24 protein-coding genes are annotated in these 21,681 nt (G+C 63.1%); 23 read left to right on the top strand and 1 reads right to left on the bottom strand.

The window, feature by feature from the left end; genetic code table 11:
• The first annotated feature begins 292 nt into the window (after positions 1 to 292).
• A complete protein-coding gene (locus SO140_RS20120) occupies positions 293 to 1,198 on the top strand; it encodes a hypothetical protein (RefSeq protein WP_498542999.1) in 906 nt (301 codons plus the stop codon).
• A gap of 290 nt (positions 1,199 to 1,488) precedes the next feature.
• Here SO140_RS20120 and SO140_RS20115 read toward each other — a convergent pair whose 3' ends face one another.
• Positions 1,489 to 1,686, bottom strand: coding sequence for a hypothetical protein (locus SO140_RS20115; RefSeq protein ID WP_498542998.1), 198 nt, complete (start codon positions 1,684 to 1,686; stop codon positions 1,489 to 1,491).
• Positions 1,687 to 1,964: 278 nt separating this feature from the next.
• On the opposite strand from SO140_RS20115, the gene SO140_RS20110 reads away from it, so the two are divergent.
• The 22 genes from SO140_RS20110 to SO140_RS20005 all read left to right on the top strand — a co-directional run bounded on the left by SO140_RS20110 (position 1,965) and on the right by SO140_RS20005 (position 21,673).
• Positions 1,965 to 2,528 carry a hypothetical protein gene (locus tag SO140_RS20110; RefSeq protein WP_498542997.1) on the top strand — a complete coding sequence of 188 codons (564 nt, stop codon included), beginning with the start codon at positions 1,965 to 1,967 and terminating at the stop codon, positions 2,526 to 2,528.
• A gap of 9 nt (positions 2,529 to 2,537) precedes the next feature.
• Entirely contained in the window at positions 2,538 to 2,819 is a 282-nt protein-coding gene (locus tag SO140_RS20105) for a hypothetical protein (RefSeq protein WP_498542996.1), read from the top strand.
• A 157-nt stretch (positions 2,820 to 2,976) separates the two neighbouring features.
• A complete protein-coding gene (locus SO140_RS20100; protein ID WP_498542995.1) occupies positions 2,977 to 3,594 on the top strand; it encodes a hypothetical protein in 618 nt (205 codons plus the stop codon).
• Between the two features lie 9 nt (positions 3,595 to 3,603).
• A complete protein-coding gene (locus SO140_RS20095; RefSeq protein WP_498542994.1) occupies positions 3,604 to 5,709 on the top strand; it encodes a phage terminase large subunit family protein in 2,106 nt (701 codons plus the stop codon).
• Positions 5,710 to 5,729: 20 nt separating this feature from the next.
• On the top strand, positions 5,730 to 6,389 hold the full coding sequence (locus tag SO140_RS20090) for a P-loop NTPase family protein (protein WP_498542993.1): 660 nt from the start codon (positions 5,730 to 5,732) through the stop codon (positions 6,387 to 6,389).
• A 44-nt stretch (positions 6,390 to 6,433) separates the two neighbouring features.
• A complete protein-coding gene (locus SO140_RS20085; RefSeq protein WP_498542992.1) occupies positions 6,434 to 6,643 on the top strand; it encodes a phage head-tail joining protein in 210 nt (69 codons plus the stop codon).
• A 12-nt stretch (positions 6,644 to 6,655) separates the two neighbouring features.
• A complete protein-coding gene (locus SO140_RS20080) occupies positions 6,656 to 8,200 on the top strand; it encodes a phage portal protein (RefSeq protein WP_498542991.1) in 1,545 nt (514 codons plus the stop codon).
• Positions 8,184 to 8,813 carry an HK97 family phage prohead protease gene (locus SO140_RS20075; RefSeq protein ID WP_498542990.1) on the top strand — a complete coding sequence of 210 codons (630 nt, stop codon included), beginning with the start codon at positions 8,184 to 8,186 and terminating at the stop codon, positions 8,811 to 8,813. The genes SO140_RS20080 and SO140_RS20075 overlap by 17 nt, the downstream gene beginning before the upstream one ends.
• 27 nt (positions 8,814 to 8,840) lie before the next feature.
• On the top strand, positions 8,841 to 10,352 hold the full coding sequence (locus SO140_RS20070; protein ID WP_498542989.1) for a prohead protease/major capsid protein fusion protein: 1,512 nt from the start codon (positions 8,841 to 8,843) through the stop codon (positions 10,350 to 10,352).
• An 84-nt stretch (positions 10,353 to 10,436) separates the two neighbouring features.
• Entirely contained in the window at positions 10,437 to 10,775 is a 339-nt protein-coding gene (locus SO140_RS20065; protein WP_498542988.1) for a capsid cement protein, read from the top strand.
• Between the two features lie 12 nt (positions 10,776 to 10,787).
• The gene (locus SO140_RS20060; RefSeq protein ID WP_498542987.1) at positions 10,788 to 11,186 is read left to right on the top strand and encodes a hypothetical protein; all 399 of its coding nucleotides are present in this window, start codon (positions 10,788 to 10,790) and stop codon (positions 11,184 to 11,186) included.
• Between the two features lie 3 nt (positions 11,187 to 11,189).
• Positions 11,190 to 11,951 (top strand): hypothetical protein, encoded by a 762-nt coding sequence (locus tag SO140_RS20055; protein ID WP_498542986.1) that lies wholly within the window; start codon positions 11,190 to 11,192, stop codon positions 11,949 to 11,951.
• Between the two features lie 3 nt (positions 11,952 to 11,954).
• The gene (locus SO140_RS20050) at positions 11,955 to 12,257 is read left to right on the top strand and encodes a DUF2635 domain-containing protein (RefSeq protein WP_498542985.1); all 303 of its coding nucleotides are present in this window, start codon (positions 11,955 to 11,957) and stop codon (positions 12,255 to 12,257) included.
• 78 nt (positions 12,258 to 12,335) lie between these two features.
• Complete coding sequence (locus tag SO140_RS20045; RefSeq protein ID WP_498542984.1) at positions 12,336 to 13,838, top strand: phage tail sheath subtilisin-like domain-containing protein; 1,503 nt, start codon at positions 12,336 to 12,338, stop codon at positions 13,836 to 13,838.
• A 72-nt stretch (positions 13,839 to 13,910) separates the two neighbouring features.
• Positions 13,911 to 14,297, top strand: coding sequence for a phage tail tube protein (locus SO140_RS20040; protein ID WP_498542983.1), 387 nt, complete (start codon positions 13,911 to 13,913; stop codon positions 14,295 to 14,297).
• A gap of 70 nt (positions 14,298 to 14,367) precedes the next feature.
• On the top strand, positions 14,368 to 14,685 hold the full coding sequence (locus SO140_RS20035) for a hypothetical protein (protein ID WP_498542982.1): 318 nt from the start codon (positions 14,368 to 14,370) through the stop codon (positions 14,683 to 14,685).
• A gap of 125 nt (positions 14,686 to 14,810) precedes the next feature.
• Positions 14,811 to 16,820: a hypothetical protein gene (locus tag SO140_RS20030; RefSeq protein ID WP_498542981.1), complete on the top strand. Its 2,010-nt coding sequence runs from the start codon at positions 14,811 to 14,813 to the stop codon at positions 16,818 to 16,820.
• A gap of 153 nt (positions 16,821 to 16,973) precedes the next feature.
• Positions 16,974 to 18,230 (top strand): DNA circularization N-terminal domain-containing protein, encoded by a 1,257-nt coding sequence (locus tag SO140_RS20025; RefSeq protein ID WP_498542980.1) that lies wholly within the window; start codon positions 16,974 to 16,976, stop codon positions 18,228 to 18,230.
• A 6-nt stretch (positions 18,231 to 18,236) separates the two neighbouring features.
• The gene (locus tag SO140_RS20020; protein WP_498542979.1) at positions 18,237 to 19,295 is read left to right on the top strand and encodes a phage baseplate assembly protein; all 1,059 of its coding nucleotides are present in this window, start codon (positions 18,237 to 18,239) and stop codon (positions 19,293 to 19,295) included.
• The gene (locus tag SO140_RS20015) at positions 19,295 to 19,975 is read left to right on the top strand and encodes a phage baseplate assembly protein domain-containing protein (protein WP_498542978.1); all 681 of its coding nucleotides are present in this window, start codon (positions 19,295 to 19,297) and stop codon (positions 19,973 to 19,975) included. Before SO140_RS20020 ends, SO140_RS20015 begins: the two co-directional genes overlap by 1 nt.
• A 13-nt stretch (positions 19,976 to 19,988) precedes the next feature.
• Positions 19,989 to 20,543, top strand: a complete 555-nt coding sequence (locus SO140_RS20010) for a phage GP46 family protein (RefSeq protein WP_498542977.1) — start codon at positions 19,989 to 19,991, stop codon at positions 20,541 to 20,543.
• The gene (locus SO140_RS20005; RefSeq protein WP_498542976.1) at positions 20,543 to 21,673 is read left to right on the top strand and encodes a baseplate J/gp47 family protein; all 1,131 of its coding nucleotides are present in this window, start codon (positions 20,543 to 20,545) and stop codon (positions 21,671 to 21,673) included. The genes SO140_RS20010 and SO140_RS20005 overlap by 1 nt, the downstream gene beginning before the upstream one ends.
• The last annotated feature ends 8 nt before the right edge of the window (positions 21,674 to 21,681 follow it).

Here is a 21,681-nt window from a genome sequence, read left to right as displayed (position 1 = left end):
TAGAGTCGTGGGCAACCCTACATCCCTCGAAAGATGAGTGATCTCAAGATGCTAAGCGGGGTGGATGTAGGGATGTAGGGTTTTCGTCAGTTTCCGCTCTCTCCACTCTTTGGGGTGCGGGGCGAACACAAAGCAAGCTTCTCATGTGTGCATTAGCTTTAACCCTACATCCCTACATCCACCATATCTAACTAATTGAAAGATAAAACAAAAACAGCATGTAGGGTTATCTCTCAACCCTACATGCACCCTACATCCCTACATCCTTTCAAATCCAAACGGGGGAATCGAAGTGAAAACCAAGATCGACGTCGAAAAGTTGTTGCAATGGGCGATGCGTGATGAGTTGCCGAAAGGGCGGGCGGTGTCGGCAACGCCGTGGCAGATCGTGACGCAATATTGCGCGCTCGGCGTGCGCGTCGATGTCTCCGGTTACGGCGATGGTCTCGGTTTTGTTTCCGGCGAGCCGCATCCCGACGCGCTTGTTGTGGCGGAAGCGATCCGAGCGCTCGATACCAGGGCGCGCTTTGAGGATCGTGACGAGGTGCTGCCGCTGTTCGGCGAATTCGTCGGCATTGCCGGCGATGCCGTCGGCGCGATCATGGGCGCATCGTTCGATCCGCGTGCGATCGTGATCAGCAATGCGACGACTGGCTCGCGGCCGGCCTGGAAATTCGATCTGCCGGCGCCGCGTCAACGCCACTATGAGGCGCGGAATGCGCGCGGCGAGTTGCGCGCCTATCCGCTCGTGCTCGGTGTCGATGACGCCGGCGACTTGGTGATGCTGCAAAAGAACGAGGGCCGTGCGCGCAAGCGTGATGGCGAGTACACGCTCTCGATGTCGCCGCGTTCGCCGCTGGAGTGGTGCGATCCGATGCCGCTGTCGGTCGCGCATTCGCGCGCCGAATATCTGGCGTGGCACGGCGCCTTGAGTGTTCTGGCGCGCGATCTCGCCGGTCGCTTGTCGCATTATGAGCCGCTGCCCTCGGCGCTGCCGGCGCTGCCGTGGCTGTCCCCGAGCGTCGCAACGCGCGTGTTGTTTCGCGATGCCTTCGCCCGCTTCGCAACCCATGGCTATCCTCTTATTCCGAAGCGCCGCGCAGCGGGGCCGCCGGTTGAGTCGCCGATCGAGTCGGAATCGGTTGCGGCCTATAACCGGGCGAGCCGAGAAAAAATCCGCCGATCAGCTAGCAGATAAGAGGTTTGCTGCAACTCCGTGTCGGGGGTGTTTGACGCGGAAGGCCGCGCTTGACATAACCCCGGACGCTGCAAAAGACAGAGCGAAACAAACGGGCGCCCGCAGACGTGAGGCGCCCGAGCTATTTTCGGCTCATGAGGGCACACGGTCATGAAGTAAATTCCTTTTCGATCCAAGTGTGTGAGACTACCCGGCCGCGCATGCTCGCCGTCGGGCTTTTTTGGACGGGCGCCTTTAGAGAGGCGCGTTGATGTGAAGATGATCGCCGCTCGATGCGGTGATGTTGTATGCTACTGATCACGCAACGCGACAATCGCAATCGATCCTTGATCGAGCCGATGCTCAACGCACGGCACCGCGAACGATCGCAAAGACTGAATGCCGGAAGGCAAGCGCGCTGCGGCGACGCGCTCTAAAATATCGCGCGCACCAATCAATACCCGCCGCGCCTCTCGACGATGCGCACCCGGTGGGTTTTCCTTCATCACGCGCACGGCTCTCGGCCTTCAAGTCAGAACGCCTAGCGCACCGGGTTAGCCCGCGTGATGATCCATCTTTGAGGTGATGCCATGGGTTGCCGCTGCAATGAGCGCAAGCAAGCGATCGTGCGCGGCATGTCCGCCGCCGTGCGGGGCGATGTCAAGTCGGTTGCGGGGGCGGCCGGCTTCGTTGCGCGCACCCTGACGGAAGATGCGCGAAGTGGCGCGCTCCGCACGGCGGCATCCTCTCAACTCGCGCAGTTGCGCGCACGCATCGTGAGGCGCTGATGGCGTTCTCGATGCTTGAGATCGATGCGCGCCAAGTCGAGCATCTGGCCGAGCTGTTCAAGAAAGCCGAGGCTGAGGCGCCCAAGGCGATCGCTCGCGCGATCCGCCGCACCGGCGACATGACCGCAACGCGCGTCGTGCGCTCGCTCACTGCGCAAACCGGCCTCAAGCGGCAGGTGATTGCCCGCGCCGTCAAAAAGATGCCGGCCGGCACGACCTATTCGCTCAAGTCGCGCGGCGGCAATGTCGCGCTGAAATACTTCGGCGCCCGTGAGACGCGCAAGGGCGTCTCTGCGGCGCCGTGGAATCATCGCCGTGTGTTCACGGGCATGTTCATCAAGGGCGGCCAGTTTCCGAAGCGTGTGGGCATCGGTCTGGGCGGCCAAGTGTTCGCTCGCACCGGCGCCTCACGCGTGCCGATCGCCAAGCAAAAGTCTGGCCTGTTCATCCCGAAAGAGATGATCAGCGGCGCGACTGCAGCAGAGTTCCTTAGCTCGGTGAAGGCGATCTTGCCGCAACGGCTACAACACGAGATTGCCGCCATCCTCGGCGGCCATGCCTAGGAGTTGGCGATGAAACGCGGCGCGCGTGTGCTCGATGTGATGATACGCTCGATCATCCTCGCTGGCGTGATGCTTGGCGCTGATGTGCTGGCGCTCGTCATGTTCGCATGTGGCGCCTCGGCGCGCGCGATCATCCTGACTATGGGCCTCTGCGGGATCGCAGGCGTGATCGCCGGCCGCCGGGCGACTGGCCGGTGGGGGTGGGGCGCGGGTCCCTCCCCGGCCCCCACCCCACACGGCCCAAGCGCGCCCCGAAAACTCGCCAGCGGCAAAAATCAAATCTTGGGTTGACACGGTTGACAGGTTGACACGCGATGGCACGCAAGGCGCGCAAACCTAAGCGCGGGCAATACCGTCCGCATCCGCGCAAGTCGTCGCTTCCTTTCAGTGAGCGGAATGGCAAGTATCGGCCGAGCATGGGCGGCCGATCGCGGCGAGTGGTAAGGTGATGAGCGACGACGCAACGCTCGATCTCGTCGAGGCCGGCCTTTGGCTGTCGGTTTCCGAGATCGCGCGGGAAAAAAACAAATCGCGGCAAGCGATCGCGAAGCGAGTCGACTCGCTCGTCGAGGCCGGCAAGGTCGAGACGCGGCCAGGGCCGAACGGCACCAAGCTCGTGAACCTCGCGCAATTCGATCGCGCCGTCGGCGAGACCGGTGACGCATTCAAAGAGGCCGCTGCGGAAACGCGCGCCGAGGCAGAGGCCAACGCCGACACACCGGCCTCGCGGGCTGTGCGCGATCACCAAGAGCGCAATGCGCGCTATGCCGCCGATCTCAAGTTTCTCGATCTCGAGGAACGGCTCGGCCGGCTCGTGCCGATTGACGAGGCCAAAGAGGGCGGCGTCAAGATCGGTGAGGCTGTGGTGCGTATCCTCGGCCGCCTGCCGACGTACGCGGAAGGCTTGACTGCAGTCGCGGTCAAAGACGGGGTGCTAGGGGCGCGCGGCATGCTGAAGGAAATCGAGCGCGAGTTGCGCACCGATATCGCCCAGGCCATTGGCGAGATCGCGCGCGCGGCCGTGCCGTCAACTGTTGAGCCGGGCGAGGGCGACGTGCCGGCATAAGGGCCGGCTATGCTGCAATTCAAACATTCGGCCGTCGCCGCCATGTCCGCCGAGGCTATGGCGTTGATCACGCCGCCGCGCAAGGTGTTGCCGGCGGGGTGGTGCGCAGAAAACATCGTCGTGCCCGACGGCCCGCGCGCCGGCGAAAAATGGGACCCGAGGCTTACGCCTTACGTCGTCGAGCCGCTGAACAACAGCGCAACCGACGTTCCCGTGAACAAAGAGGCGATCCGCAAGAGCGCGCAAACCGGCTTCACGATGATGGCGATCGGCGTCGTCGGCTCGTCGATCGACACCGATCCGGCCGGCGGCATTTTGCTTGTGCAGCCAACCGACGGCGCGCTCGCCGACTTCATTGCCGACAAGCTTAACCCGGCGATCGAGCAGTCGCCGGCGCTCAAAGCCAAGATCAAGCCGCAAGTCTCGCGTTCGGGCGAGGGTTCGACGACGTATCTCAAGCGCTATCCGGGCGGCTCGATGGCGCTCGCGATCGCGAATTCGACGGCCGATCTGCGCTCAAAGACGAAACGCAAGATCATCAAAGACGAGGCGAGCGAATATCCGGACGATCTCGACGGCCAGGGCTCGCCGCACGCGATGATCGAGGCGCGCTATGAGTCGTTCCTCGCCACCGGCGATTGGAAAGAGATCAACATCTCGACGCCGACGGTTAAGGGCACCTGCTACATCGATAAGCAATTCGAGGCCGGCGATCAGCGCTATTGGCACGTTGATTGCCCCAATTGCGAAAAGCCGTTTTCGTTTCGATTCGGCTCGAATTTCAAGTTTAACGACGTTTTTCCGTTCCAAGCGCATTATGTTGCGCCTTGCTGCGGTTGCCCGATTGAGGCGCACGAAAAAAACGCGTTGGTGCGCGCGGGCTCCAAGCACGCGCCGAGATCCGAATATCTGGAATCGCTCGGCATGCGCAACGGCTGGATCGCCACCGCGCCAGGGCCGGGAAAATTCCCGAGCTACCACATCGACGCAATGTCGTCGCCGTTCGTGCCTTGGGACAAGATCGCCGAGCGCTGGATTGCCGCTCAAGGCGATCCCGCCAAGCTGAAAGCGTTTTACAACCTCACGCTTGGCGAGGCATTCGAGATCAAGGGCGACGCCCCCGATCATGTGCGCCTGATGGAGCGCCGCGAGGATTATCCGCGCGGGCGAATACCGCCGCGCGGCCTGATGCTCACGGCCGCGGCCGACGTGCAGATGAACGGCATTTACGTCGAGGTGGTCGCTTGGGCGTCGAACCGTGAGTCGTGGGTTGTCCACATCGACATGCTCGACGGCGACACGACGAACGCCAACGGCGGCGCGTTCCTGAAACTCGCCGAGCTTTACGATCGCGAGTGGCCGGACTCGTACGGCGGCAAGCGCAAGGTTGACGGCTTCGCTGTCGACTCGGGCTTCCGCTCGCATGTGGTTTATTATTGGTGCTCAATGCGCCATCTGGCGTATGCGGTGGACGGCCGCGACGGCTGGCATCTGCCGGCGCTCGGCACGCCGGTTGTTAAAGACATCGACATTGAGGGCCGCAAGCTCGGTTTTGCCAAGCTTTGGCCCGTCGGCACATGGTCGCTCAAGGGCCATTGGTATGAGGATTTGCGCCGCGAGGGCAAATCGGCCGGGCATGAGGTTGATCCGCCGGGTTACTGCCATTTCGGCAAGTTTCTTGACGAAATTTACTTCAAGCAAGTGACGGCCGAATACCTCGCCGAAATCAAGTCGCGCGGACGCATGATAAAGGGGTGGCGACCGCGCGGAAATCAGGAAAACCATCTCCTCGATTGCCGTGTGTACAACATGGCGATCGCCGATCACCTCGGCCTGTCGTCGATGACCGAGGATGAATGGAAGATCCTTGCGCGCGAGCGTGCGCCCGGCGCAACGCAAGGCGATCTGTTCGCAGCACGCCCGCTCAATGTGCAAATTGCAGCCAGTCCCGCGTCTGCAATGTCCGCGCCCGACGGCGCGGATGATCCGCCGCCGGCCGAAGTGCTGGCACCGCCCGCAAATGCGAGTAGCCAGCCGCCGGCGGCGCGATCGCAAGAGGAGCCAACCGGCTCGAATTGGATCGGCCGCAACACGAGCGGTTGGCTCAAGCGCTAGACCAAAAGGACAACGGACCAATGACCAAGCCGATTTTGCTAATCGTCGGCGCCGACAAGGGCGGCGTCGGCAAAACCACGATCTCGCGCGCGCTGCTCGACTTCCTCGATGCCAGCGGCATCCCGAACCGTGCTTTCGACACCGAAAACGAGGTGCGGCCGAGCGCGGAAAATCCGGCCGGCGGCGTGCTCAAGCGGTTTTATTCCGAGCGCACCGAGATCGTCGATCTCGTTGACTCCGATGGGCAGATGCGTGTCTTTGATACGCTCAATGCGCTCACGGCGACTGTGATCGATATCCGTGCCGGGCTGTTGTCGCCGACACTGCAGCTGCTGACCGACATCGGCTTTCTCGATCCCGAGAAATACGCGATCACGGTGTTGCATGTGCTCGGCAACAATCAGGCGTCGATCGACGAGATCAAGCCGGTTGCGATGCGGCTTGCCGCCGGCGCGCGGCACGTGTCCGTCGGTAACCACATCAACGCGACGAAATTCGTGTTTCCGCCTGACGCGCTCGACATTCCGGTGCTGGGCTCTGCTGCGGCCGAGGCCGTTGATAAGGCGAGCCAGCCCTTTAGCGTGTTCGCCAAGAGCAACCCGTCAGCGGTGATGCGCGGCACGGTGAGCACGTGGCTCAATCGCGTCTACGCACAATTCGCCAACGCGAAAATCGTGTGAGGCTCAGTCTCAAAGGCAGAGAAGCTGGGAAGTGAGGTGTAGCGATGGCTTACACGCAAGACGACATCGACGCGCTGAAAGCTGCGCTCGCCTCGGGCGCGCGGCGCGTCAAATTCGGCTCGGGTCCGGATAGCCGCGAGGTCGAGTATTTTTCGCGCGCCGACATGATCGCGCAACTCGACGACATGATTAAAGAGGTGTCGCCGTCTCAGGCCGCACCGCGTGTTTCCTACATCCGGCACAGCCGCGACTAAGGGCGAAACCTTATGAATGCTGTCGATCGCGTCGTCGCGTATTTCGCGCCGGCCGCCGGGCTTCGCCGCGCCGCTGCGCGGGTGAGCTTGGACCAAGTGCGCGTCTATGACGGCGCGACGTTCGGCCGGCGCACCGATAATTGGCGCGCGACCAACGCCTCGGCGAACGTCGAGACCAAGGCGGCGCTGCCGACGCTTCGCGCGCGCTCGCGTGATCTCGTGCGCAACACGTGGTGGGGCACCCGCATCAAGACCGTGACGGTGTCGCATACCGTCGGCACTGGCATCGTGCCAAAGCCGAACACGGGCAACAAAACGCTCGACAAGAAAGTCAAGGCGGCGTGGCGCAAATGGTCGCGGCATTGCGATCGTGAGGGGCAACTCAATTTCGATGGTTTGCTTGCGCTCGCCACCGGATGCATCATTGAGTCCGGCGAGGTGCTGGCGCGCATGGTGCCGGTGCGGCCGGACAGCGTCGAGCGTGGCGTCGTTCCGCTTGAGGTGCAGTTGCTTGAGCCTGATCACCTCGATCAGTCGCGCGACCGGGTCATGATGGTGTCGCGCCCTAAAGACATCAACGCCGATGGCGTCGTTGTTGATCAGGGCATCGAATATGATTTGAACGGCAAGCGCCGCGGCTATTGGATTCACCCGGTGCATCCCGGCGCGCGCGGCCTCGTGATGCCATCGGCTTCGATCCGCGTCGATGCCCGCGATATGCTGCACGCCTATCGCAAGGATCGCATTGGCCAGGGGCGCGGCGTGCCGTGGCTTGCGTGCACGATGCTGACGGGCCGCGACTTCGCGGATCTGCAAGAGGCAGTTGTTGTCAAGGCGCGCATTGAGTCGTGTCTCGCGGCATTCATCAAGACCAACTCGACGGCCCGCACGCTCGCGCAAGCGACGCAACAGACGACGCCGAGCGGTGCGCAACGCCGCATTGAGAATTTCTCGCCGGGCATGGTGGCCTATCTTGAGCAGGGCGAGGAGGTGCAGACCGTTGCGCCGTCCGGGTCGATGCAGTTTGAGGGCGTGTTGCGGCAAACGCTGCTCGCGCTCGCCGCCGGCGCAGGCTTGACTTACGATCAGCTGACCGGTGACTTGACGCACGCGAATTTCTCGTCGCTGAAAGCCGGCAAGATCGAGTTCCGACGTATCGTCGAGCAATTCCAGTATTTGACCATCGTGGCGATGATCCTCGAACCGCTCTGGGATCGTTGGTGCGAGATGGCGCAAGACGCCGGCATATTGCCGCGGCGCGCCGGCGGCTACCCGGTCGAATGGATCATGCCGGCCAATGAGCCGATTGATCCGATCAAAGAAATGCAAGCCGACATCCTCGCCGTGCGCTCCGGTCGCATGACGTGGTCGCAATTCGTGCTCGCATGGGGCGTTGATCCCGATACGCAACTCGACGAAATCGAGGAGTGGTTCAAGGAGATCGACAAGCGAAAAATCGTTCTCGACACCGATCCGCGTCTCGCGCTCGCGTCCATGAAGGGCGGCGCAGCTGGCGAGGGGCAATCTGAGGATAATACGAATGTCAAAAAGAAATGATCCGGCGGTGTTGCCGATGCAAACGCGCGCCTTGCCGGTCGGTTCGGTCGATCCCGAAAAGCGAACCGTCGAGGTGACGTTCACCACCGGTGCCACTGTGCGGCGCCGGCGTTGGACCGGATGGGACACCTCGATCCCGTTCGATGAGATCCTTGAGGTGTCGCGCTCGGCGATCAACCTCACGCGCCTCAACGCCGGTGCGCCGGCGCTTGATAGCCATTCCGCCTGGCGAACGTCGAGCCAGGTCGGCGTGATCGAAAAGGCCTGGATCGACGGCGGCGAAGGCCGCGCGCGAATCCGCTTCCCGAGCAAGGGCGTCGATGAGGCGGCTGATCGGATGTTTGCGATGGTGCAGGAAGGCATCATTCGCAACGTGTCGGTCGGTTACTCGATCGACGAAGTGCGTGTTGTCGAGCCCGAGAAAAAGGGCGAGGTCGAGAAGCGCATCGCTACGCGTTGGACGCCTTTCGAGGTGTCTTTTGTCACGATCCCGGCGGACGCGGGCGCCCAGGTGCGCGCATCCGACGAGACGTTCCCGATCGCGATTGTGCGCGATCAATCCACGACCACCGCCGCCGTCGCCCGCATGCGGATGCGGCAATCCACCATCTGAGCTGTAAACCAAAGGGAAAATCTTTCCATGACTCTTGAACAGTTGCGCGCGCACCTCGCCGATCTCAAAAAGCGTGCTGCGGCGAAGATCGCCGAAGTCACTGACGGCATGGCTGCTGACGCTGTCCGCGCGATCGAGACCGAGCACGCTGAGCTGCTCCGCGAGATCGCTGACACCGAGACCAAGATCCGGGCTGAGGAAGCCCGCACCGCTTCGCCGGCGCCGAGCGATGCCGTTCGCGCCGCTGTCGAGGCCGAGCGCGCCCGCGTCGCCGAGATCAATACCCTTGCCGCGCGGCACAATCTCGACGGCTTCGCCGCCCAGCACATCGCCGCCGGCACCACGCTCGACGCCGCGCGCGCTGCTGCGCTCGACGCCATCGCTGCGCGTGCTGCCAAGGCCACGGTTGTTGGCCGTGTGCAGGTCGGGACCGACGAGGGCGACACCGTACGCGCCGCGCTGGAAAACGCGATCCTGCATCGCGCCAATCCGGCGGTGGTCAAGCTTGAGGATGCTGCCCGCGAATGGCGCGGGATGTCGCTGATGGAAATGGGCCGCCTGTTCCACGAACAGACCACCGGCCAGCGTCTGCGCGGCCTTGGTAAGATGGAGCTTGCGACGCGGCTGCTTGGCCTCGAGACCGGCATCCGTTCCGGCGGCGGCATGATGTCCACCTCCGATTTCCCGGCGATCCTCGCCAACGTTGTGTCCAAGCGCCTGCGCGCGGCCTATCAGGTTGCGCCGCAGAATTGGAAAAAGCTGTCGCGGCAGAACAACGCGCCCGACTTCAAGGCGCGCGCTGTGACGCAGCTGTCCAACCTGCCGAACCTCAAGCAAATCCGCGAGGGCGGCGAGTATCAGCACGCGGCGCTCGCTGACTCCAAGGAACAGTATGCGCTTGCCACCTATGGCCGCATCGTCGCGATCACTCGCCAGTCGCTGATCAACGACGATCTTGGCGCGTTCGATCGCCTGCCGATGCTGCTCGGCCGCTCCGCTGCGGAAACCGAGGCGTCGCTGTTCTGGGCGATCATCATCTCGAATCCGGCGATGGGCGACAACGTCGCGCTGTTCCATGCCACGCACGGCAACCTCGGCGCCGCCGGCGCGATCGCGATCGCGTCCCTGAATGAGGGCCGCGCTTCCATGCGTAAGCAGAAGGGCCTTGCGGTCAAGGCGGCCGACGCCGAGCCGCTGAACCTGACGCCCGCCTTCCTTGTCGTCTCGCCCGACAAGGAAACCGAGGCCCAACAGTTCCTCGCGACCACGTTGTATCCGCAACAGAATTCGCAGATCAACCCGTTCGCCGGCTCGCTCCAGCAGATCACCGAGGCCCGTCTGACGGGCAATGCGTGGTACCTGTTCGCCGATCCCGCCACGATCGACACCATCGAATACGCCTATCTTGAGGGTGAGGAAGGGCTCTACACGGAAAGTCGCCTCGGCTTTGAGGTCGATGGGATCGAGATCAAGGGCCGCCTTGACTTCGCCGCCAAGGCGATCGATTGGCGCGGTGTGTTCAAGAACGCTGGCAACTAAGCCTCGCGTTTTCTGATCTCGTGACGGCCGGCGCCCAATGCGTCGGCCGTTTTCGTTTTCCTCTCATCGTCAAGAGAAGCAGACATGAAAACTTATCTTTCGAAGGGTGACACGCTCGACGTCACCTTGACCGGCAACGTCACCGGCGGCATTGCCGCGCTGTTCGGCGCGACCGTGTTCGGCGTTCCCATGATCGACGGCGTGTCCGGCGACACTGTTGCCGTCGTGCGCGAGGGCGTGTTCTCCGATCAGCCCAAGGATACCGCGGCGGCCTGGGTGTTCGGTGATGCGCTCTATTGGGACAGCACGAACCACGTGTTTACCAAGACCGCGGCCGGCAACACCCGCGTCGGCACGGCGGGCGCCGCCCAGGCCCAGGCCGACACCACCGGCACCGTGATCATCGATCGCCGCATCGGCTAACGGAGTCTCGTCATGGCGTCACCGTTCGCGCGTGCTGTCGCCGCTGCGGCGGTGACGCATGACAAAATCCAGGGCGAACTTTTCACGTTCGCTCCGATGAAATACCAGACCGATCGCAACGCGCCGCTGATCCCGGATGGTGATCGCGCCGTTGTCGAGCATGTGCTGTGCCCCTTTGGCGAGTCCGCCGCGCGCGCCGGTGCCGGTCCTTTCCATCAAGTCGGCGTGCAGCCCGAGCGCGCCGGACATTCGACGGTGCGCCCTTACGTGTCGCTCGATTTGTCGCGCCTGCCGTGGCGCCCGCGCATCGGCGATGCCGTGACGCAAGAGGCCACCGCTCGGCGTTTCCGCGTTCACGAGGTCTTGCCCTCGACGCCGGGTTTCGTCCGTCTCACACTCAATGGGGTTTAGCCGATGCTCGCGCGTGAATTCTTGCGGTTGACCGCGCTTGAAGCCTTGCGCCCCTCGGCGCTGCTGGCAAGCGATGGCCCATGGCCGACGCTCGCCGGCCGCTACGTCGCGGACTCGCGTGTCGATCCGATGGATGATCTTGGCAGCGAGGAAAGGCGCCCGCTTGTCGGCGTGTTCACCGAGGACACGGCGCTTCGCAAGATCGCCCAGGCTGGCCCGACCTTCTACAAGGGCGAGATCGAGCTCGTTTTCGAAATCTCAGTGGTGCAAAACTTCGTCGTCGACGGCTCGGTGATCGTCGATTACGCCGACACCGATGCGGCCGCCGAGGCGACGCTCGGGGTGCTTGAGGAGCAAATCCGGCATGCCCTGCATTTTGGGCCGTCGGGCGCGCTGTTCCGGAAAATGGCGAAATTGCCGTTTGAGGAATGGAACTCCAAGATCAAGCATCGTTCGGCTGAGGAAAGCATTCGGCTCGCCGCGCGCACGATCCGCACCCACATTCGCGTGCAGGACTCCTGCTATGATCCGGCGCCGGTGACGGTGCCGACGGATTTCGATCGCCTGCCGCCTGCGCTCAAGGCGATCGCGACGCAACTCGGCGAGTCCACCTATCTTCACGATCTTGCCCTCGGCATGGCGCGAATGGCGCCGGTCATGCCGACTCGCGTCAATCTCAACACCGTTGGGATCACGGCGGCGCCGCAACCCGGCGTGTCCGACACCGCTCCGGTGCATGGGACTGCCACCAATCTGCAAGGTTAGGAAATGTCGAACATCTTTATCAAGCCGTCCTCGATCGAGATTGAGGGTGTGACGGTGCTCGCGGTCGTGCCCGATCCCGACAAGGGATTTGCGCCGCTCGCCGCTGCCGGCGAGTGGAAACCTCGCTCGCAATATTGGTTGCGGCGCATCCGCGATCGCGATGTCGTCGAAAGCGATCCGAGCGTGCCGGTCGCGTCGATTGCGTCGGCCGTCGGCGCGCCGGCGGCATTCGCAGTGTGTGCGAATTGCGTCACGAGCGACGCGTGCGCCGCCGGTTCGCGGTGCGTCAAGGCGCCAATCGCCTAACTCCACCTCTCTCAAACTTACAAACCGCCAACCACGCCGACGTGATGCCGCGTCGCGCGAACGAGGAGCTACGTCAATATGTCGGTGTTGTTCAACAACATTCCGGGTAACCAGTTGGTGCCCTTCTGGTATGCCGAGATCAACTCGGGTGGAACGCCGTTCCAGGGCGATCCGCGCGTGCTGTTGATCGGGCAGAAGCTCGCTGCCGGCAGCGCCGCCGCCGGGACCGTGATCGGGCCGATCCAGAACCAAAACGAGGCCGATGCATTTTTCGGCGTCGGATCGATGCTATCGGCGATGTTCAAGATCGCCCGCCGCAATGCGCCGTTTCAGCCGCTCTGGGCGCTGCCGCTTGCCGATCCGGCCGGCGCTAAGGCTGCCGGCTCCTATACATTCACGGCGCCTGGCGTCACCGGCGCTGCAATCCTGTGGGTGCTGGGCCGTCGCATCGTGTTTCAGGTCAACGCTGCCGACACCGCGGCCACCGTGGCGATCAACGCGGCGGCGGCGATCAATGCGGCCAACCTGCCCATCACCGCGGCCCAGGACGGCACCACGGCGGCCAAGTGCAATTTCACCGCGCGGCACAATGGTGCGCTGTTCAACGCCCAGGAAGTGACTTACGCCACCGACGAGTCCAACGTGCTCAACGGCACCAACACGACCGTCGTCGCGCTCACGGGCGGCAATGGCGTTCCCGATCTTGCCGGGCCGCTCGCGAGCCTCGGCGATCAGGAATATGACTTCCTCGCCGGCCCCTACAGCGACTCCACCTCGCTCAATTCGGTGCGCGACTTCCTCGACGATAGCGCCGGCCGCTGGTCGCCGATCCAGCAGCTTTATGGCGGCTATTTCGGCATGCAGTTCGGCACGCTGTCGGGCCTCGTGACGTTCGGCGATACCCGCAACGATCAGCACGCGGTCGTCGTCGGATCGCAGCGTTCGCCGACTCCGGAATGGGAGTGGGCGGCGGCCTCTGCGGCCAAGGCAAGCGCGCATCTTGGCGATGCGCCGGAGGTCTCGCGCCCGTTGCAGACGCTCGCTCTCGATGGCGTGTTGCCGCCGCGCGATCGCTCAACGTGGTGGGATATCGTTGATCGGCAGGCGCTATATTCCAACGGCATCGCGGCTTGCAAGGTGCGCGCCGACGGCATCGTTGCGATCGACCGTTTCGTGACGACGTACCAGAAAACGGCCGCTGGCGTCGCCGATGGCACGTTCCGCGACGTTGAAACGATGTATCAACTGATGTTTGCCGTTCGCTACTTTCGCACGGCGGTGAGCAATAAGCACTCGCGGCAGGCGCTGGCGGATGACAACCCGTTCAACCTCGCCGAGATCGCGACGCCGAAATCGGTGCGCAACACGCTCGTGCATGCTTACAACGATCTCGTCGCTCTCGGCGTGCTCGAAAAGGCCGATCTGTTCGCGCAATATGTTGTCGTCGAGCGCGATCCGAACGATGCGAACCGGCTCAATGCCTATCTGCCGTTCGATGTCGTCAATCAGTTGCGTGTGTTCGCGGCGAACGCGACCGCGTTCCTGCAATATCAGTCGCCGTCGGGCGACTCGGCCGTCTAGTTCGAGGCTTTTCCATCCGCGCCCGGCTTATCGCCGGGCGATTTCCCTTCCATTCTTTGAGGAAAACACAACATGGCAGACGATTGTTGCGATAGCTTCGGCGGTCGCATTTCGATCACCGTTGACGGCGATCGCATGACGCCGAGCGATGCCGATATTACGCTCGACGTGAGCAACATCTCCGTCGAACACAAGGCCAATCAGGACGGCTCGCCCTGCTACATGATGAAGCCCGAGCTTTATGGTGCGGTGATCAAGTTCCGCAACGGGTGCGGCATTACCTGGGATGAAAAGTTGCGACGGTGCAAGATCGACGCGACGATCGTTGAGGAGGACAACACTCGCACCCACATCTTTACCGGCGCTCGCTTTGTCGGCAAGCCGACGCTCAACATGTCGAGCGGCGAGATCGACGGCGTGGAAATTCGCGGGCCGCAGTATCAGAAGCTCAACAGCTAAGGCAAAGCGCCGGCGGGCCTTGAGTCTCGCCGGCGATCTCTTTCTCACTTTGATCATTCGAGGGGCCGACATGGCACGCGAGACGAAAACCATTCCACTCAAGCGCCCGATCGGCGGCGCGAACGGCGTTGCGATCACGCAAGTCGTCGTGCAGGAACCGACGGCTGCCGATTACTTCGCGCTCGGCGCCCCGCAAACATGGGTGCGCGCATCCGGCGGTATGGCGCTCGTCGACAACGATGTCGCGATCCGCGCCTATGCCGAGCGGCTGATCGTGCAGCCCGATCCGTTGCTCGCGATGAACAATATGAGCGTGCTCGACGCCATCGCGGTCAAGGATGCTATTATCGGTTTTTTTCAGGAACCGGCGACGACACAATCGGAGTGATTTGGGATTTCCTCGTGATGATCGAGCGCGTCGTCGATGCCGACGCTGCCGATCGCGCGGGGTTCTCCGAATTGTTGCGTTGGGCCGGCCGCGCGATCCAAGTGCGCAAGAGGCGGGGGAAGTAAATGGGTACGATCCTTGAGGCCCTTGCCGTTATCAAGGGGAAGGATGCAACCGGCGGCGCGTTCGATGCCGTTGCACAGAAAATCCAGCGCATCTCCCGCGCCGCGAACGCGCTCAACCGCGATGTGCAAAAGCAATTGAACCTCGCCGCCGCCGCCGAGAAAAACGTCGCTCGGATCGAGCGCAGCGTTACCGCGATCGGGCAGGGGACAAAGATGGGCCTGGCCGCCGGCGCCGCCTATGCCGGCGGGCGCGCCGTGAGCGCGCTCGCGCATGAAACCGTCAAGGTGTCGGCCGATCGCGCGCACGAGGAAACGCGCATGCGCGCCTCGGGCATGACCGAACAGGAGATCAAAGAGGCGAACGATCTTGCCGCGAGTGTGTCGAAAAAGTTTCCCTCGATCTCGCAAACCGAAATGATGCACATGTCGCGCAACGTGCGCTCGATGGTGGGCACATTCGAGGAAGCGACTCACGTTCTGGAACCGCTCGCGCGCTTGCGCGTCGTCGCGCTCGGCGCGCACCCCGACAAGGCCGAGGAACTAAACGAGGATTTCGACAAGCTCGCGAAGGGCATGGAAATCAAGGGCGTGACGCAGGATCGCGCCAAGTTCGAGCACTACATCGACAATATGGCGAAGGCGATGAATGTGTTCGGCGACACGCTGCGGCCGACGGACTATTACGAGATGTTCAAATATGGTCGCGCTGCGACCAACGCCTTGAGCGACGATTTCATGCTCAAGACGGCGCCGACGCTGGCGCAAGAGTTGGGCGGCTCGTCGGCCGGTAAGGCGCTGTCGAGTTTCTACACGCAATTCGTCGGCGGCAAGATGTCAAACAAGGCCGTCGAGCAATTGCAGGCGTACGGCCTTATCGATCCGAAAAAGGTGATCAAAACCAAAACCGGCAACGTCAAGGGCGTGTTGCCCGGCGGCATCGTTGGCGCGGAATACCTCAAGCCCGGCGAGACCGATCCCTATCAATGGGTGAACAAGATTTTGATCCCAGCGCTCGCAAAGAAGGGCGTCACCGATCCGGCGAAAATCCAAGAGGTGATTGCGGCGATGGCGTCGCAGACGACGACGGCGCAAATGATGTCGATTTTCGCAACCCAGCAATCGCGCATCGAAAAGGATAAGCACCTCGTCGAGGGCGCCAAGGGCGGCGAGGCGGCCGAGCTTTTCCAAAAGAACGATCCCAAGGTGATCTCAAAGTCGATCGGCGCGCAACTCGACAACACGCTGTCGAACACGACGGCGCCGCTGATGCCGGCCGTGACCGGCGGCATGAATTGGCTTGCGAGCGGCCTCGCCTATACCGCCGAGCACGCCAAGACGCGGCCGGGCGACATCTTCGCCGGCGGCGGCTGGTTAGCTGCGATGACGGGTGCGCTCGGATGGGACGCCGGCAATTCGGCGCTTGCGCATTTCATGGGCAAGAGTGGCAGCGGTTTCGGCTTGAGCAAAACCGTAGCGGCGATGGCGCCGTTTCTGGCGTGGACGCAACTCGCCGACGCCATGATGGACGACGACGACATCAACCGGCTCAAGCGGTACGAGGCCGGGCCGCGCTATCGGCTCGATCAGTTGCACGAGCTTGACGAAAAGGACAAGGCCGCCGGCATTTACGGCGATCCGGAATTCGAGGCGTACGTCAAGGGGCAGACTGCCGCCAAGCGCGCGAGCCTCGAAAGCGAGCTTGAGGGGTTCGGCTATAACCCGGCCGTCACGCAAGGCCGCTATGGGGGCCAGGGCGCGCCGAATTGGACGATCGACGACATCCGCAAGGCAACCGGCATCGGCGGCCCTAGCGAGCCGGTCAAGGCCGAGGTCGTCGGCAACGCGACGTTAGAGGCTAATATCACGGTCAAGCCGAGTTCCGAGTTTTGGGCGACGGTCGAGTCCAAGATCAACAACGCGATTAACGCGTTTCGATCGACGGGCGGGCCGTCCACCGGCTCGACGGGATCAACCGGCAAATCGATGCCCGAGGCGGGGCCACCGCAATAGCTTTAGAAGGCGCCGCGCCGGGCGAGCAGTGGCGAGCCATGCGTTAAAATCCAAAGCCGGACACATACAGCCCGGCACGTTGTTAAGGCGGCCCTCAAGCAACATCTTGGGGGCCGTTTTTGTTTCGTACGATACAAAAACGAGGTTCCGGCGATGGCTGACTCCGCACTTTGTCGCGACTGGCTCAAGACGCTTTGGCCGGCCTCTTACAAGGGCGTGCCGTTCTTTTTTGAGTCCGACGACGAGGAGGGTGGCCGGGATAACGTCAAGCACGTATTCCCGCACCGGGACGCGCCCTTTATTGAGGATATGGGCGAGGCGCTGCGCTTCTTTGGCGGGGTTGCCTATGTGCACGGCGACAACGCCGACGCGCTCGCGAACGCGCTGAAAGCCGCGCTCGCGGCCGAGGGGCCGGGCATGCTCGTCGTGCCCTATTTCGGCCCGGTGACGGTTCATTGCGAAACCTTCAAGCGATCGACGCAGCGCGATCAAATGGGGTATGTCGCGTTTGAATTGAAATTCGTGCGCGCTGGCGCCGCTACCGCTTTCATCTCCGTTCCGGCGCTGGCAAATGCCGCGTTCGTCGCGGCCGATGCGATCGCGGTGTCGCTCGGCGCGCTGTTCCCGCGCCTGATCGCCACGCTCGACCAGCCCGATTATGTCGTCGCGGCGGCGGCCGACACGCTCGCCGACGCGGCGGCCTCGATCGACGTGCTGCGGCAGTCTTACCCGGTCGATCCGGAGACCTCAGCGAAGTTGCGCGACGGCATCGCAAGCTTTCTGGCGGCGCTGCCCGATCAGGTATCGAACACGGCGGCGCCCGACGCCGCCGGTCCGGCGATGGCGAGCCTCATCTCGCTCGTGCGGCAATTGGGTGATGGCTTGGAACCCGATCCGGCGATCCGCGCCGCGCTCGAATTGGTCGATGCGTTTCCCGCACCGCCGGCGCCCGTCAACGTGGCGGTTGCCGGGCAACCGTACCTCTCGACGACGGCGAAGGCGGCCTATCAGAACGCCGCCGCCGCCGCCCGCGCGGTGCGGCTCGCGGCGTTGACGGCCTATGCCGAGGGCGTGTTGCGGATGACATTCACCGATCGCCCGTCGGGCGTTACCGCGCGCGGCGAGGTTGCCGAGCGTTTCGAGGCCGAGCTTTACGATACAGCCGGCGCCGAAAATCACGATCTCTTTGTCGCGATCGAGGCGTTGCGCGGCAAGGTGATCGATTGGTTGACCAGGACGATCAACACGCTCGCGCCGGTGATCACGGTCGAAAGCGCGATCATCCTGCCCTCGCTCGCGCTCGCCTGGACGCTTTACGCCGATCCAACGCGCGCCGACGAGTTGGTTGCCCGCAACAATGTGCGGCACCCGTCATTCATGCCGCGGACGATCGCGGCGCTTTCGAGGTAACACATCATGGAAAACGTGCTCGTGACCGTCGCCGCCGGCGGCGGCCTTTGGACGGCGTTTGAGCGCGTGCTCGTGCGCGCCTCGTTTCAGGACGCGGCGCGCTCATTCGAGTTGAAGGTCGCGGCCGAGCCGGGCGCCGCGGCAACCGCTTGGACGTTCAAGGCCGGCACGGCCATCTCGATCCTGTCGAACGGCTCGCTGATGTGTCAGGGTTACGTCGATCGGTATCAGCCATCCCTCGGGGAGCACGATACCGCCGAGATCAACATCTCGGGCCGCTCGCGCTCGCAAGACTATATCGACTCAAGCGCGGTGCATGACACCGGGCAGTTTAAGAACAAAGACCCGCAAGAGATCGGCGCGGCGCTCGATCATTTCGGCATCGGCATTGCGACCGACGAGCAACTGAAAAAGGTTCCGATTTATCGGATCACGCCGGGCGAGACCGCGTTTCGCTGCCTGGAAAAGCTGTGTCGCGAACAGGGCGTATTTCCGGTTGGGCAGGCCGACGGCTCGATTCTGATCACCAAGGGCGGAAAGCAGCGCCACGCCGGCGCGCTGATCGAGCGCGTCAACCTCAAGAAAATCGAGGCCGATCACAATTGGAGCGGCCGGCATTCCGACGTGATCGTGCGTGGGCAAAAGCCTTATGGGCACGGCGAGGATGCTTTGCAGATCGAGGCCAAGGCGCGCGACGCCGAGCTTGGCCGTTATCGCCCGGTGATCGTCATTCACGACGGCGACACCGACAAGGATCGCGCCAAGAAACGCGCCGGTACGCGCAGAGATCGCGAGGCCGGTAATTCGCTCAAGGCCAGCGTCACGGTGCAGGGCCATCACGACGACGGCGGCATGCTGTGGGAGCCTGGCGCGCTCGTGTTCGTGGATTCCGATTTTGCCGATATCCATCAGGACATGGCGATCGAGACCGTGACGTTTTCGCAGGATCGCAAAGAGGGCACCTTGTCGGTGCTCTCGCTGGTCGATCCGCGCGCGCTTGGTGGCAAGGGCGGTAAGGGCGGTAAGGCCGGCGCGGCCTGGGTGTCTGATGCGGGGGATGATTGATGTGGGTGTGGTTTCCGGAAGGCCAAGAGGGCCTGATCGCGCATTTGCGCCGCGCAACCGTGCTCAAGACCGACGATTCGGGCACGCAACAGATCCTCAAGAAAATGACCGGCCTCAAGTCGGAGGAATTCGAGGACGTCTATCGGCCGCAACCGCACGGCATCACCTCGCACGCGCCGCAGGGCTCGGAGGGCGTCTATCTCGCGCTCGGTGGCCGCTCCGATCGGCTGCTCGCGCTCGGCTTTGAGCACAAGAAGTATCGGCCGAAAGACACGCCTGAGGGTGGTGTCGCGCTCTATGATCATACCGGCGATATCATCCGCGTGTTCAAAGACAATTTGGACGCGGTGCATTCCAAGGTGATCAATATCAAGATCGGCAAGGGTCAAGAGATCAGCGATAGCGGCAGCAAGGCCGCCGAGGATGACGATGGGGAAGATATTTCCATCGTGCTCAACACCGACGACGTGACGATCACCAAGGGCGACTCCTCGATCACGCTCACGAGCACCAACATCACCGTCGAGGCCGCCAGCGACTGCGCCGTCGGCGTTGCCGGCCGTTATGTTCGCATCCGCCCAGGCCGAGTTGATCTCGGCGTCACCTCGCCAACGGGTGAGGCGGTGCCTGCGGTTGAGACCACGGCCGGGCCGTCGTCGATCGTGTTCGCGGTCGTTTAAGGGTTTTACGAAAATGGCACAAGTGACGATCCGCGCCGCCGAGGGGTGCGCGGGCGACAGTAACGCGCTTTGGGACTCCGTTTGGGATGCCGAGCGCGGTCATGCGGATTGGGCGATGTCCGATCCCGATGAGGTGCAGAACCATGGCGGCTTGCGTGCGAAAGCCGCGATCGAAACCGCCGTCGTGCTTTGCCTGTTCACCGACAAGCGTGTGCCGACAGATCATCCGCTCTATTACCTCGCTGACGGCGACAACCGCGGCTATTGGGGCGACGGCATCGACGTGCGCACTGATCTGGGCGAGCGCGAGCTGGGCTCGCTGCTCTGGCTGCTAGAGCGCGCGCCGATGACGATCGCCGGCATTCCGGCCTCAACCTGGGCCGAGCAATTCGCAAACGAGGCCTTGGCGACGCTGCTCGACCAGGGCGTTTGCGTGCGGATCGACATTTCTGCGACATCAAACGAGATCGCGGGCCGGCTTGAGCTCGTCGTCGCGCTCTATGGCCGCGACGGCGCAAAAATCTATGACCGCAACTTTGATGTTCTTTGGAATCAGGTGGCACGCTGATGTTTGCGATCCCTTCACTCAAAGATTTGGTTGAGCGCGCGCGCCAATCCTTTCGTGTTAATCTGCCGGGCTCCGATGCCTGGATTTGGCCGAACAACATCAACCCGACTGCCAAGGTGTTCGGCGGCTTTCTCCACGAGCTTTTCCAGTTCGCCGATTACATCCAGAAGCAGAAATTCGCGCTGACGGCCGATAGCGAAAACCTCGATCGGCACGGCGAGGAATTCGGCCGCGCGCGCAAGCCGGCCGCGCCGGCGCGAGGCAATGTTGACATCACGGTCAGCGCCGCCGTGACGCTCGACGTTGCAAGCGTGTTCCGCCGCGCCGACGGCGTCGAGTATGTCGCAACTGCCGGCGGCTCGACCACGGGTGCCGGCACGCTGACCGTGCTCGTGACGTGCACGAGCGACGGAAAGAACACCAATGCGATCGCCGGCACGCCGCTCGAAATTGTCTCGGGCCTCGATGGCGACGACGCTGCGACCGCGCAAGTATCATCCGGCGGCCTCGTCGCAGGCTTTGATGTCGAGGATGACGAGTCGTTCCGCGCCCGCATCCTGTTTCGCAAGCGCAATCCGGTGCACGGCGGCTCGGCCGCCGATTATGTCGGATGGGCCGGTGAAGTCTCCGGCGTGTCGTCGGATGTCGTCAAGGCGCGGCCCGACGTGTTCGTGGAGCGCCTGTGGAGCGGCCCAGGCACGGTGCGCGTGTTTCCGTTGATGTTCGATCTCTATGCCGACGGCATTCCGCAACCGGCCGACATCGCCCGCGTGCAAGATCACATCGAAACCGTCCGCCCGGCCGGCGCTCTCGTGACGGTGCAGGCGGCGCAAGCGGTGCCGGTCAACATCACGATTAGCGGCCTGCAGCCGAACACGACCGCGGTGCAGGAGGCCGTGCTCGCTGAGTTGCGCGCCGCCTTCCGGCGCAATGCGCAGGTCGCCGGCTCGGATCAGGACATCGGCGCAATGCCCTACCTCGCCAAGCCGACGACGTTCTCGCGCTCATGGATTTGGCAGGCGGTTGCGAACGCGAGCGGCGAGCGGCGCCACGCGATCACGGCGCCGGCGGCCGACACTGTGCTGATCTCGGGGCAAATGGCGACGCTCGGCAACGTAACCTTTGCATGAGGTGACAC

The organism is Bradyrhizobium sp. UFLA05-108, from assembly GCF_059803455.1.
This window is presented reverse-complemented; position numbering and strand designations above follow the sequence as displayed.